Here is a 13,388-nt window from a genome sequence, read left to right as displayed (position 1 = left end):
CAAACCCAGTGGATTTGATATATATACACGCCAAATAAATTTCATTTATCCTCGTTAATTACTTTTCATAAAAGCTATAATTATTTTCGACATTAATTATCTAGCTTTAGCCTATGAGAACGTTTTTCGCCTTTTTGATCTCCGTTTACCAAACAAGAATTTCACCCCACAAAGGATTCATCTGCGCCCATAGAGGCTTACATAAAGGCGATTCGTGTTCGGAATACACTAAGAAACAAATTCTGGAAAAAGGGCTTTTAGCTAGCATAAAAACAGTAAGGCAACGCTTCAATGAATGTCGTGATGCAGCAGTTACCATTAACCAACGTCCTCCAATTTCTCAACGTGGTGATTGCGATTTGGGTTTAAGTGGCTGCGATGTCAGTAGTTGTGATTTAGGAGGTGGTGGCGGTGGTGGATCAACGTCCTCTGGCGGCTCAGGTGGATGTTATGGTCTTGACTGTGCTTCCTCCTTTGATATGACAAAGCGTAATTTCATCAGGCTACTGATAGCCTTGCTTATTATCGTTATCATCTCTGCGAGCTTGTATTATTATTTTATCGGACGTCAGATTGAATCGGTTGATATCCGCCTTAAAGAAGATATTGAAGAAACAAGCGATAGCGGCGCAATAGCTAAGATCTTCGGTTCTCAGCAGCCTGATTATCAGATTAACTTCGATTTGATAAATGGCTTGGCCAGAACCAATACACTCAAAAATAAATCCGCCAAAAACTGGATTAGTCTGAAGACTCAGGGATCATTTTATTTAACTGATATTTCGCGGATGGTTATTGTGAATAAAGAATTAACCAGAAGTAAAGTGCTTGAGTCTATCCCGAATCCGCAGAAGAAAGGTGCGGGTCAGATGTTTGAATACTCGATTAAACAGAAATGGGAATTGTTTTAGGTCACCCCCCTACTTATGAATGATATTACGTTTTTGTTTTTTAAAACGTAAATAGAATTTATGCAGAGCTCAGCTGTTTTTTCGCCGACAGGGCTTATACAGGGCTTGGTACTTTTTAATTAACCATCAACAAAAATAGTTTTTAGCAATAGAATATATTGCTTGTATAGATTTTAGTCTTACCCCAATAATACGTCGCTTTGTCTTGGTGCCTCTATGCAAGCCAGTATCAGAAAACCCACAACAGCCGATCTAAGCTTACTGATACTACTAGCATTGATATGGGCGTCTGCATTTCTTGCTATCAAGGTTGTCGTTGTAGACACAGGGCCGCTTTGGTTAGCCACTATCCGCGTTGTTGTTGCGTTTATTGTATTGCTCCCTTTTGCTATTTATAAAGGCTTTGTTTGGCCGTCCACGATTCGTGAATGGAAATTGGTCATGCTGGTGATGGCGTTAAATGTCGTAATCCCATTTTTCTTAATTTCCTGGGCTGAAACAAAAATTGATGCGGGCATGGCATCGATGTTAATGGGTGTTGGGCCCTTTATGGCTTTGCTCGGCAGTCACTTCACCACTCAAGATGATCGTATTTCAACAAACAAACTGATCGGCGCAATCTTGGGATTTTCAGGCATTTTGGTGTTGGTTGGCTGGGATGCTGCGAGAGGTTTAGGTGATAATTTACTCGGACAAGGTGCAGCAATTTTAGGCTCGGCGTGTTATGTCACTTCGGGTTTAATTATCCGCAGATTAGGTCGCTTTCCCCCGATTCAACTTTCAGCTTTTATTCTCGGCTTAGCCTCTATCAGTTTGCTGACAATCACGATTTTATTTGAAGGTATTCCAAAGGCGTCCTATCAGCAGGATACGTGGATGGGTTTAATTTACTTAGGCATTTTCCCAACCGCACTGGGTTATATATTGCGTTATCACTTAATTCAAACCATCGGTATGTCTGCTTTTGCTACAGGATTAAATCTGATTCCCGTATTCGGCGTAATGCTCGGCGCGATCTTTCTGGACGAGCAACTAACACTCAATGTATTAGTCTCTCTCACATTGATAGTTACGGGCTTATTTATCATTCGTCGAGGGTGATAGAGGAATGTGCCAGCAAATCGGATAATGGTTAGAGTAAGACTAACCCTCTCATTAATTATTTTATCACCCCCCTACTTTTGGGCACTTTTTTAAACCGAATAATAGAACACAAAAACTATGCCTCATCCTGTGATATTTCAAAACGCAATTTCATCAGACGAGTGATGCTTTTGCTGGTTATCATCATCTCTAACAAATGATTACTGTTAATGAGGACATCACATACTCTCTTTTGTTCTAGCTTGGTATTTTACAAGGTAAAACACACAAACTAATCCAATAACTATTTCCAAAGCAGCTGACTGCACAAATCCCTCAGACGGCATACCGTCAATTACCATGCTTAGCATTCTGGATAAGCCATAGGATAGATACAGTAAAGTCGAAATCACGATCGAAGTAAAAGTCATTCTGGTAAAGAAAGCTCCTGAGATAATCAATATTCCAGTTACTAGTAAAGCACCTCCAGATGCCCTGATTTCATTTAACAACGCGACGTTACCGCCAAGTTCAATGCTGTAAGTCGAATAGAAAGCTATAGGTATTACCACAATGGCGCCTCCAATTGCTGCAGCTATTAGTCCGGAAATAAATAATACTATTTTTAGCACTTTTAAATTTTTCATTTTACGTATCCTTTTTATATTGAACGGGTCATAGCTGGGGAGCAGTGACCCGCGTAGATAATGATTTAGGCAGATTTCTTCTGCATGAGAGGATTCCAGACACCAGATTCAATCGCCTTATGAATGTAGGTTTTAAAATCAGTTGCAGGTCGACCAAGTGCTTCTTCTACACCTGACATCACTTCGCAGTTTCTGCCATCAAATACCACGGTAAAGAGTTCACGCAGCAACCACTGCATCTCTTTTGGCACACCCTGTTCGTTTAAAGCGTTAATGTATGCATCAACTGGAATACTGGTGAATTTAAGCGGGTGACCAATAGCATCAGAAATCTCATCGATACATTGAGCAAAGGTCAAAGCACGTGGACCCGTGACTTCGAATAGCTTATTTCGATGGCTAGTTTCAGTCAGCGCAGCAACTACCACATCGGCAATATCATCCACATCAATGAAAGGCTCTGCGATGTCTCCAGCGGGAAGTACCAGTTCGCCATCCAGAATGCCTTCCAACATGAAGCTTTCACTAAAATTCTGAGCGAACCAACTGGCTCTAACGATATTCCATGAAAGTCCACTGGTCTTAAGTATTTCTTCTGCCCGCTGTGCGCCATCTTCACCTCGACCTGATAAAAGAACGATATGTTCCAGTCCAACATCTTTGGCTAGTTGCACGAATTCCTTAATCGTCGCTTCTGCTCTAGGTACCGCCAGATCGGGCTGATAGGTGACATAGGCAGAATGCGTGCCTTCAATGGCTGGTCGCCACGTGTCTGAGTTCTCCCAATCAAATGATAGACTTGTTGACCTCGACACAGCTCGTGTTTTGTAACCTAGTGATTGTAAACGCTGGTTTACCCTAGCCCCTGTTTTGCCGTTTTTACCGATAATTAGTATGGGTGACTGTTTCATGATGATTCTCCTTCGTAATAATTAATGTGATGAACAAACAGCTCTGCTTGTCATTAATGTCTATTATGAAGAACCCTAACTGGATAAAAAATGATTGTGCGTCTATGATTATGTACTTTTCGTCTAATTAGCTAGACACTTAGTTAGAATTCAAGAGAAAATCAAGACCATGATTCCAGAACAACGAGACATCCCCAGTTTTACCGATCCGCTTGGCGAAACCCTTCATCTGCTGCGGCTCAATGGAACCCTTTATTGTAGATCCGAGTTAACTGCGCCATGGGGCATTGATATGCCTCCGTTTGAAGACTATATGATGTTTCATGTTGTCACTGCGGGGCACTGCTGGCTAGAGATTGAAGGAGAAGAACCACGCCTGCTTCAACAAGGTAGTCTGACTCTTGTGCCCCATGGCATCGGACACAGGATTCGCAGTAGTCTTTCAGTAGATACCACACCGCTGTTTGATATCCCTCTTGAGAAGGTCAGCGAGCGCTATGAAATCATGCGCTATGGCGGTGATGGTGAATTAACCCATTTGACCTGCGGTGTGGTGAGCTTCGATCATATAGCTGGACAACAACTGATCGCGCAGTTACCAAAAGTCTTACAGATTGATAGCTGGCGAGATGAAGAAGATAGCTGGTTGCAAAGCACCTTACGTTTCATTGCCCGCGAAGCAAGAGAGCTGCGCCCTGGTGGAGAAACGGTTATTACACATTTGGCAGATATTCTCATTATTCAGGCGATTCGGACATGGATTGACTCAGCGCCTGAAGCTAAACAAGGATGGCTCGCTGCTTTGCGCGATAAACATATTGGAAGGGCACTCGCAACGATTCATCGTGAACCTGAAAAATACTGGACTGTGGATTCACTGGCTAAAGAAGTGGGAATGTCACGCTCAGGTTTCTCAGCACGATTTACTCAACTGGTTGGCGAATCAACCAAACGTTATCTTACCAACTGGCGCATGCAACTTGCCCGTGTACAATTAAAAGAAACCACTGATACCCTCGCAACTCTGGCTGACCGACACGGCTATCAATCAGAAGCCGCATTTTGCCGGGCATTCAAACGAGAGTTTGGTGTGTCTCCTGGTAGTGTTCGACATACCGATTAGATCCCACCTAAAATAAGCTAAGATACACTTAAATCTCAAATTATAAGTTTTTCTAATTGTAAGTATTTGATTTTCAGTTACAATAATTTCACTTAATCTGTCGACTCATAAAGAACCATAACTAATGGCCATTATTGCTTTCATCGGAAACAAAGGGGGTGTTGGTAAAACCACCTTGGCGATCAATATCGCTACTATGCTTAATCAAACAAGCCCCACATCGCTGCTGGATGCTGATCCACAAGGGTCAACGCTGCATTGGGCAGATATGATTGATAGCGAGAGTATGCCAGCCATTTTTGACGCAACTGGTGGTGTTGCCAAGGCCGTTAAAAAGCATCGGGATCAGACAGAGCATCTTTTGATAGATTGCCCGCCACAGCTTCATTCAGAACAAACACAGGCAGCGCTAAAACTTTGCGATATCGCGGTGATTCCCGTATTACCTTCACCACTGGACATTTGGGCTACAGTTGCCGTCAGTGAGGCTATTGAAGCAGCACGAAAGAAGAATCCCGATTTAAAAGCGTTGTTGGTGATTAACCAATTGGAGCCACGAACAAAATTATCTCGTCTGGTTCTTGATGCCATTAGTGAACTGGATACTCCGGTTGCTTCGACAACTTTAAACCGTCGTGTGGTTTATCGTTCGAGCATACTGGAAGGAAAAAGTGTTAGTCAGATGGGACGCCCCGGCGAAATAGCCGCCAACGAAATTAATCAATTAATAGCTGAGGTACTAGATACATGAGTGATACAAAAAAAACAGGCAATAAATTAGTTGCCTCAATTCGTAAAACCAAAGCAGGATCAGATACTGCCGCAGTCAAAACTGCGAAAAAGAAGACGACAGCAAGCAAAGCAACTAAATCCAAAACGAGTGCTGCACTAAAGCCCAGAAAGACTGCAGTCGCAAAAAAGACTCCAGTAGCTAAAAAAGCTCCAGTAGCTAAAAAGACTGCGGTAGCCAAAAAGAAAACTACACCTAAAGTGGCTGCCAAGAAAAAAACCAAGAGTCCTGCTGTTGCAAACAACAAAACAAGAATCAAAGAAGCGATCACGATTAGCCACAATACGCCATTCCCTGATGGCAGTCGTGTCTGGCCAGATTAAATCCAGAGTTAACGCTAATTTAACTAAGGGATGCTAATAAACAATTGAAGGTCACCCCCCTACTTTAAGGGCTTTTTTATTTTGCTGTTTAAAATGACTTGAGAGAACAAGATAATTCCCAAAGCTAATTTATTTACTCCAAGTCACTTTTTGTCCAAACAGAGGAACCGTTGAAATATCCATTTTCGCAGAACCGTTTTGAACCTGAGTGGCATGAGAAAGATAAATCATTGTCTGATGTTTCTCATCGTAAATGCGAGTCACTTTTAGAGATTTCCAGACAAGTGATGTCCGCTTTGAAAAAACGCTTTCACCACCATCATCCTTTTCAATATCGCCAATAACAATAGGACCTGTTTGGCTACAAGCCACCGATGAGTTAGAGGGGTCACTAAAAACCTGACCATTGCGGACACGCTCGATAAGTCCACGGTCAAAGTATGAAACATGACAAGTGATGCCCTGAACCTTAGGGTCTTCAATCGCTTCAACTTTGATGTCACTACCTAACCAGTCCACATTCACGTCACCGACCTCTTCTGCTTTCACAAAAGACGAAAAAGCCAAAAGAGAAAGCCCTAGGATTGTAAAGATTGGAAGTACCGCAGCATGTAGTTTAATCATAGATATTCCTCGCTGGTTTTTATATTGATTGTGATTGTCAAAGACGCCATTTAGTAATCACGCATAAGTATTGTAACGCTCACTTCACGTCGATGACTATATCAATATTCATCATGGGGACATTGCCGGATTTTCGCTATGTGCACTCGACCTGTCTTCACAATTAAACTAACAATATGGACTTTTAGGCGCTTCGTTATCCTAAAAAAAACACTATGCTTTAGTTACAATTCAGCGCTGCATCAGCACTTGCGGTTCCCGTATAAGGACCTATATCCTCACTCGTTAACTTGCCGTTTTGAAGTGAGGTTTTGATTAGTCGTTTCCAATTAGAATCGACAGTAATCATTGATGATTTATTTCCGCACTTTTGAACACCACCGGTGATGAAGTTATGTCCGATACTGTGATTGGTTAAGCCTTGTTTTTGAGCGACTTGCTGGAGTCCTCCATCGCGGTAACTCCAAACCCGTAGTATTTTTGCCAGGTGTGGGCGATCAATATAGGCGATATCCATTGTTCCATCATTGTCAAAATCCGCAATACCGACAGGGGCTAACCAACGATGAGAACTGCCAATATAAGGCGTGCTAGCAACAAGTGAGAGTGTATTCGGTGACTCCTTGGTGATTCCGTAAACCGCTATTTGCGCGCCTTTTTGATTGTGACTGCGAATGGTGATGATTTCATTTCGACCATCACCATCTAAATCCGTTAAGCGCGGATGGATATCTTCAAACACCTGTGACGCTTCCAGTGAAACCGACACTATTTTGCCTTCCATTGTTTTAGCATAAAGTGCCCCAGCTTCTATCTCATCACCCAATACGCCATGCGCATAACGTGTCGTTGCATCGTCATACCAGGCGGTTTTAATGCCACTTTTAGCCGTAACAGAAGTGACAAACGAATCTGGTAAATCAGTTTTTGGCAGCGTTTCGGCAGTTATTTGAGCGGTTAAAAATAATGAGCTGACTGTACAGATCGCTAGTGCTGATAAGCTTTGGAAATAGAATGGTTTAATCATAATTATATTTATCTTGTTATAAAATCACTTACATTTACGGTGTTCTGTTAACTACAGATGCATTCTTGGAAGAAAGTCACCCCCCTACTTACAGGCACTTTTTCAAGGAGCTAATAATCTAAGACAACAAGGCTACCGTCTTAACCTGTGCGAACACCCGCTTTCCCGGTTTTAAGTCGAGTAATGTTGCCGACTTCAGACTCGTTCTGCACAGTATCGGCACACCATTAGCCATTAGTCTTATCATTAGCTGGGAAACACCTTCGGAAATTATTTCTTCAACAACGACAGGGAAAGCATTCAGAATACTCGTACCCGTTTGACGTTCGAGTGTCAGGCTCACATCACGCGCGACAATTCTTAATCTGACAGTGGCTCCTATCTGCATATCTTGACGGATGACGGATAAGCGACCACCTGCAAAGTCGAGATATGTTAATCCGAATTCTTCATCGTGCTCAACGATGGTCGCCTGAATAAATGCGGCTGCCTTATCACTCTGTGCTATAGGCAGGTCGAGTCGTGAAAATAGTTCTGTAACATCACCTGTAGCCCTGACTTTGCCATTATCTAGCAACACCATATGATCGGCGAGTCGTGCGACTTCTCCCAATGAATGACTAACATAGATGATGGGGATATCGAGTTCATTGTGTAGCGACTGAAGATAAAGCATGATTTCTTGCTTACGTTCAAGGTTCAGTGATGACAGAGGCTCATCCATAAGCAAAAGTTCAGGACTAACTGCCAAGGCTCGTGCAATTGAAACGCGTTGACGTTCACCTCCAGAAAGTTGATCTGCCCTACGCTCTAATAATGCACCAATACCCAATAATTCTATGGCCCTTTCCAGAGAAACTTTTTGAGCAGAAACGGGAACACGCTTCATACCGTATTCGAGATTAGCCTTTACGTTTAGGTGAGCAAATAAACTCGCCTCCTGAAAGACATAACCCAGGGGGCGTTTATGTGGTGCGATAAAGTGTTTGTCGTCTTGCCATACAGAATCACCAACCTTTAAAAAACCATCGGGGCAGCGCTCTAAACCACTAATAGAGCGTAACAATGTTGTTTTGCCACATCCAGAAGGGCCAAATACTACGGTCACACCTTTGTTAGGAATTATTAGATCAACATCCAGAGCGAAGTCTTGACGATCAACACGGAAACGAGCCTGAATACTCATCAGCAGTTATCCTTGATCACGGCTGTGTAACCAGAAAACGGCGATTGAGTGCATACACTACCATTAGCATTAGAAAAGAGACGATTAATAAGCCGCCCGACAACCAGTGAGCCTGACTATATTCGAGTACTTCTACATGATCGTAAATGGCGATTGAAAGGACTTGAGTCTGACCAGGGATATTCCCACCGATCATTAACACAACGCCGAATTCACCAACAGTATGTGCAAAACCCAGCACTGCAGCGGTGAGAAAACCGGATCGTGCGAGTGGTATTTCTACTGTAAAGAATCGATCCAAAGGCGAGGCACGTAAAGTCGATGCTACTTCTAGCGAGCGAGTTCCAATGGCTGCAAAAGCACCTTGTAATGGTTGTACTACAAATGGCAGGCTATAGACGACTGATCCAATCACCAGACCACTGAAAGTAAATGCGAGTGGTTTTGCGCCTAGCCAATTCATCAAACCGCCGACTGCCCCATGTGGCCCAAGAGTGATTAGTAAATAAAAGCCTAATACCGTGGGTGGCAACACCAGAGGTAGTGCAACCATTGCTTCAATCAGAAATTTATAGCGCCAGCGAGTCCGTGCCAACCACCAAGCTAGTGGCGTTCCCAGCAGTAGCAGAATAATGGTAGAGACAGCCGCGAGCTTGAGTGTAATGATAAGCGCATTGAAATCACCTTCACTCAACATTATGGTGCATTTCCATAGCCAAAATCACGGATAATTGCGCGTGATGACTCTGTTGTCATGCTTGCCATAAAATCTCGTGCAGCTTCATTATCTTTTAACAGCACGGCTTGTTGCGTAATAGGAGAATAAAGCGATTGAGGTATATCCCAGTAGGCACCAGTTATAGGATGGTTTTTCTGTTTTAACTGGGAATATGCGACGAACCCTAGCTGAGCATTGCCGCTTTTTACAAACTGAAAAGTCTGTCCGATATTCTCACCGCGAACTACTTTTACCTTTAAATCATCCCATAAGTCTTTATTGTCCAATACTTCAAAAGCAGCTTTGCCATAAGGAGCTAGTTTTGGATGTGCCATTGCTAGGCGTTGAAATTCTCCTTCGCTTAAAATCTGCCCTTTCTTATCGACAAGTTTATCTTGCGGGCTCCATAAAACGAGTTTTCCCAAGGCATAGGTAAAGCGACTATCAGGGATGATTAAACCTTCGCTCTCGAGTAATTCAGGGCGTTTGCTATCAGCGGAGAAAAAAGCATCAAAAGGCGCACCATTCTTAATTTGCGCATAATGCTTTCCCGTAGAACCAAAGATTAGAGTGACTTTGTGGTTTGTATTTTCTTCAAACTCTTTGGCGATTTCTGCCATAGCAGTTTTGAAATTACTGGCTACAGCTATAAGAATTTCGTCCGCTTTTACAGATCTCGTGCTTGATATTACAACTATCAACAAGACATAGAACAGTTTTTTGATGATAATTGACTGCCTCATTTTAGTATTCTGTACCTTCTAATATCATCTTTATGTTATCTGCGGTTTATTAAAAGCAGACTGAAATATCTTTTGAATACATATAGATAAATACAGTTGAGCGGATTAACCAGTAACATAATTGCATTGCCGCAAAAAAGATTCAACTTTGTCGTCAGGTCATAGATGAAGCATCTTAGATTAATATTCTAACCAAGGTAATGACTTAAGTCTGACTCTTCTAATTCTCGCTGTATAAAGTTTTAAACTGCTCCACACGTTTTTTATTAACGCCAGCATCACTGTATCCAACTCGTGATGCTGATCGAAAATGAAATGTGCTTTTATTTTCATCGAAATTTGTATCGATTCTAATTTCAAAATCATCAACAAATCCAAAAATTGATGATGCAAAAGTAGCAGCTACATAATGATCTTTTTCGGTCTGTATGACTCCATTCATATCCTTAATTATGGATACTACTTTAGCCATAAACTGACTTTCTGAACTATCGATACCTAGAGGCAAAACATAATGATCAACATCATCCTTATATTCGCTGCAAACACAATTAGGCTTTTCAGAGCACTTCGATAGACTGCCATTGACTAAACCAGGAGCTTGCCCTTTTTGTGAGTATTTCCCAAGAATGAAAAAAGAGGCGATAGCTAATGCGATAAGTACTAAAACGATAATGAGTGCTGTTTTCATATTTTATAACTTTCAAATTTTAAGAGGCTGCGTTAAATAATTTATTCGGTATCTTTATTGCTATCCTCATTAGCAGGAATAAGCGTTACAGCTGCTTTAACTATCAACAACAACGGAAATAATCCATGCAATAAAAGATCAAAAATATCCATGCCCTGAGATAACTGACCATTAACGAGCATTTGAATTTTTTCAAAAAGGTGCGGCTGAGGAGTAAAAGGCGCTAGCCCAAGTGTTAATGACCCTAGAATCAGCACTAACCATGGCAAATTTCTAATCGTATTTATCAAAACTACTTTCCTTTATTTTTAGCACTCTGTTATGAATAACAAAGTATGTTAACTACTGTTTTTTGGTAGCGCTTTTATTAATCCTGAAGCGCCATCGTTGCCATTTTCATTGTGCTTTCAAATGATTCTGCACCCGCAATGAATAAACCATTGTGGCAGAACATAGCATCATCAATACCCGTCGCTGCTTGAAGCTCTTTATCAGATAATCCAGCCCATGGTGCAGGCAACGGCTTTCTATCTTCGAATGATCCAGGCTCAACCGGAACGGTTTGTATTCTCCATTGGCCGGTTTGAGAAGGGTAAACCATATACAACGCTCGTTCCGATAAGTCGTGAACCGTTCTTTTCCACGGGGTATATTTTTCTAATACAATGACTCGCGGGTCTTCAGCATTTTCAATCGCTTTAGCCACAATTTCTCTGGCACTAATACCACCGTTTGCGGATGCAATAAAACGGGTTAACAGGCGTGATGCAAACTCAACCGCTTCATCAAAACAATCATCAAAGTGCGCATCTTCTTGCCACGTTGGGTTAAACATTGAAATCGTTTGGCTCAGACTAATACCTTCAGAAACACCTTCGACATGGCCACAATCTATTGCATCAATCGTTGAAACAAGCCCCGAATCAACCGCATGTGCAACATCTTTATTGCCACCACAGATTTCGACACCGTACTTTTGCCAAATCAAACCAAAAGATGAAAAGGGAATACCATTTTCACGCGCTCCTGCACCACCACGCTGATGATGATCAAAACGACCCGCATCCGCATCATATACACCGCCGACGTCAATCACGATATCTGCCTTGTCGATCTTCTCTAAATCACGTGTGCGAATAAGGGTAAAAGGTGGAAGAATAGTCTTAAGTGCCGCGACACTAAAAACATCATCCGCATGAAAATTACCGTTGTGTGTTGCTATCGTTTTATCAGTCATTTTTTGTGTGTTGTTTTTTAGGAAAAATTGAATTGTTAGTTAAACGTATTACTTGAAATCATTTAATCAGCAAGATTTTGATCGCAGAGTCTATATGAAGACAGAGAACATAACATCACGCTTTCATAATTAATATATTACCCACAACCTATACATGACTGTGATTAAAGAGATATCAACTTATAAAAGTATATTGATGTGTCATATCTACAATCCATATTAAAAAGCTATAGCTAGAACTCCATATACTTATACCTTACCTGTACAATAAATATTTCAAAGACTCCTATAGTACTTAACCTAAAAAGGGTATCAATTGACATCCGAGAAAATTCGCCTATGAAAGAAACTTTCTGTAGATAAACATTATCAATCTTACTAGAAGGAGTAAAAGATAAATTCATACGTCGCCAAACATACAGAGCCTGTTAGTTCGCCGCCTACTTCCGTGGAATTATTTCAAAGTTATAAAGTAAATAAGGTAGAAATAACTGATATCAAAAAATGGCTTTCAAAAGGCATGGCTGATTTAAAGAGCAATCCTATGTTTAGTACGATTTACGGATTTTTATTTGCAATGGTGGGGATAGGATTAAGCATAATCGCAAGGGAAAACCCTGTTTTTGTAGCATCCATTACTGCCAGTTTTTTATTAATCGGGCCATTTTTAGCAATTGGGCTCTATGCAATAAGCAGACTAACTGAAAAAAAAAGATCCATCTTTGAGCCAGTCTGTGAACTCAATAAATCGTAACTTGGTACACATAGGACTCTATGGAATTACGCTCGGTTTCATAATATCCATCTGGGTGCGCTTATCAAAGCTTATTGTCGGTCTTTTGTTCAATGAAACTATTGTTACAGATCAGGGCTACATCGCATTGTTTCAAAGCTTAATTTCTATGGATCAGGGAGCACTTTTTGTCTTGTGATTATTTGCCGTTGGACTGGTTTTTGCCATTGTCGCATTTATTACTGGTGTCGCAACATTACCAATGCTGATGGACAAAAAAAGTAGACATAGTAACTGCGACTAGCATGAGTATCAGAGCCGTTATGAAAAACCCTGTAGGTATGGCAGCCTGGGCGGGCGTTAACCATCGCTGTAATTATCGGACTTGGAATCGCTTCATTCTTCGTCGGGCTTATCATTTTAATGCCACTGATTTCTTATGCAAGCTGGCACGCATATCGCGATTTAGTGGAAGATGAAAAGAAATAATTATTCTTAGTTTTTGAGCACATAACCCCGTTTCAGCGGGGTTATGTCTTTCTGTTATAACTTTAGGTCACCCCCCATATATGGTCTCCTCCATTTTTGCAAAATAATATTCAACCGTTTTGACAGGGATAGATTTGCTTCCATATATTCGG

16 protein-coding genes and 1 pseudogene are annotated in these 13,388 nt (G+C 41.5%); 7 read left to right on the top strand and 10 right to left on the bottom strand.

What is annotated here, in order from left to right; genetic code table 11:
- The first annotated feature begins 113 nt into the window (after positions 1-113).
- The gene (gene yidD, locus Q1A31_RS02320) at positions 114-911 is read left to right on the top strand and encodes a membrane protein insertion efficiency factor YidD (RefSeq protein WP_299871782.1); all 798 of its coding nucleotides are present in this window, start codon (positions 114-116) and stop codon (positions 909-911) included.
- A gap of 216 nt (positions 912-1,127) precedes the next feature.
- Complete coding sequence (locus Q1A31_RS02315; RefSeq protein WP_299871781.1) at positions 1,128-2,012, top strand: DMT family transporter; 885 nt, start codon at positions 1,128-1,130, stop codon at positions 2,010-2,012.
- Positions 2,013-2,233: 221 nt separating this feature from the next.
- Here Q1A31_RS02315 and Q1A31_RS02310 read toward each other — a convergent pair whose 3' ends face one another.
- Together Q1A31_RS02310 and Q1A31_RS02305 are read right to left on the bottom strand one after the other, a co-directional pair.
- On the bottom strand, positions 2,234-2,641 hold the full coding sequence (locus Q1A31_RS02310) for a DUF4345 domain-containing protein (RefSeq protein WP_299871780.1): 408 nt from the start codon (positions 2,639-2,641) through the stop codon (positions 2,234-2,236).
- A gap of 65 nt (positions 2,642-2,706) precedes the next feature.
- Positions 2,707-3,552, bottom strand: a complete 846-nt coding sequence (locus tag Q1A31_RS02305; RefSeq protein ID WP_299871779.1) for a hypothetical protein — start codon at positions 3,550-3,552, stop codon at positions 2,707-2,709.
- 169 nt (positions 3,553-3,721) lie between these two features.
- Here Q1A31_RS02305 and Q1A31_RS02300 point away from each other — a divergent pair, with 169 nt between their 5' ends.
- From Q1A31_RS02300 to Q1A31_RS02290, 3 genes are all read left to right on the top strand, one after another.
- Complete coding sequence (locus Q1A31_RS02300; RefSeq protein ID WP_299871778.1) at positions 3,722-4,675, top strand: AraC family transcriptional regulator; 954 nt, start codon at positions 3,722-3,724, stop codon at positions 4,673-4,675.
- Between the two features lie 124 nt (positions 4,676-4,799).
- Positions 4,800-5,426, top strand: coding sequence for a ParA family partition ATPase (gene parA, locus Q1A31_RS02295; RefSeq protein ID WP_299871777.1), 627 nt, complete (start codon positions 4,800-4,802; stop codon positions 5,424-5,426).
- Positions 5,423-5,788 carry a hypothetical protein gene (locus Q1A31_RS02290; protein ID WP_299871776.1) on the top strand — a complete coding sequence of 122 codons (366 nt, stop codon included), beginning with the start codon at positions 5,423-5,425 and terminating at the stop codon, positions 5,786-5,788. Before parA ends, Q1A31_RS02290 begins: the two co-directional genes overlap by 4 nt.
- A 129-nt stretch (positions 5,789-5,917) precedes the next feature.
- Here Q1A31_RS02290 and Q1A31_RS02285 read toward each other — a convergent pair whose 3' ends face one another.
- The 8 genes from Q1A31_RS02285 to Q1A31_RS02250 form a co-directional block, all read right to left on the bottom strand.
- Complete coding sequence (locus Q1A31_RS02285; RefSeq protein ID WP_299871775.1) at positions 5,918-6,355, bottom strand: CreA family protein; 438 nt, start codon at positions 6,353-6,355, stop codon at positions 5,918-5,920.
- Positions 6,356-6,632: 277 nt separating this feature from the next.
- Positions 6,633-7,439 (bottom strand): VCBS repeat-containing protein, encoded by an 807-nt coding sequence (locus tag Q1A31_RS02280; protein ID WP_299871773.1) that lies wholly within the window; start codon positions 7,437-7,439, stop codon positions 6,633-6,635.
- A gap of 118 nt (positions 7,440-7,557) precedes the next feature.
- Positions 7,558-8,625: a molybdenum ABC transporter ATP-binding protein gene (gene modC / locus Q1A31_RS02275; protein ID WP_299871771.1), complete on the bottom strand. Its 1,068-nt coding sequence runs from the start codon at positions 8,623-8,625 to the stop codon at positions 7,558-7,560.
- A gap of 16 nt (positions 8,626-8,641) precedes the next feature.
- Positions 8,642-9,322: a molybdate ABC transporter permease subunit gene (gene modB / locus Q1A31_RS02270; RefSeq protein WP_299871769.1), complete on the bottom strand. Its 681-nt coding sequence runs from the start codon at positions 9,320-9,322 to the stop codon at positions 8,642-8,644.
- Positions 9,322-10,086: a molybdate ABC transporter substrate-binding protein gene (gene modA, locus Q1A31_RS02265; RefSeq protein ID WP_299871767.1), complete on the bottom strand. Its 765-nt coding sequence runs from the start codon at positions 10,084-10,086 to the stop codon at positions 9,322-9,324. The genes modB and modA overlap by 1 nt, the downstream gene beginning before the upstream one ends.
- A gap of 220 nt (positions 10,087-10,306) precedes the next feature.
- Positions 10,307-10,777 carry a DUF1499 domain-containing protein gene (locus Q1A31_RS02260; protein ID WP_299871764.1) on the bottom strand — a complete coding sequence of 157 codons (471 nt, stop codon included), beginning with the start codon at positions 10,775-10,777 and terminating at the stop codon, positions 10,307-10,309.
- Between the two features lie 41 nt (positions 10,778-10,818).
- A complete protein-coding gene (locus Q1A31_RS02255; RefSeq protein ID WP_299871761.1) occupies positions 10,819-11,067 on the bottom strand; it encodes an RND transporter in 249 nt (82 codons plus the stop codon).
- A 77-nt stretch (positions 11,068-11,144) separates the two neighbouring features.
- Entirely contained in the window at positions 11,145-12,014 is an 870-nt protein-coding gene (locus Q1A31_RS02250; RefSeq protein ID WP_299871758.1) for an MYG1 family protein, read from the bottom strand.
- A 520-nt stretch (positions 12,015-12,534) separates the two neighbouring features.
- On the opposite strand from Q1A31_RS02250, the pseudogene Q1A31_RS20965 reads away from it, so the two are divergent.
- Positions 12,535-12,946: pseudogene (locus Q1A31_RS20965) on the top strand (DUF2189 domain-containing protein).
- Between the two features lie 106 nt (positions 12,947-13,052).
- Positions 13,053-13,226, top strand: a complete 174-nt coding sequence (locus Q1A31_RS02240) for a hypothetical protein (protein ID WP_299871754.1) — start codon at positions 13,053-13,055, stop codon at positions 13,224-13,226.
- Positions 13,227-13,388: the final 162 nt, after the last annotated feature.

This window comes from uncultured Cocleimonas sp., assembly GCF_947495625.1.
Classification (GTDB): domain Bacteria; phylum Pseudomonadota; class Gammaproteobacteria; order Thiotrichales; family Thiotrichaceae; genus Cocleimonas.
This window is presented reverse-complemented; position numbering and strand designations above follow the sequence as displayed.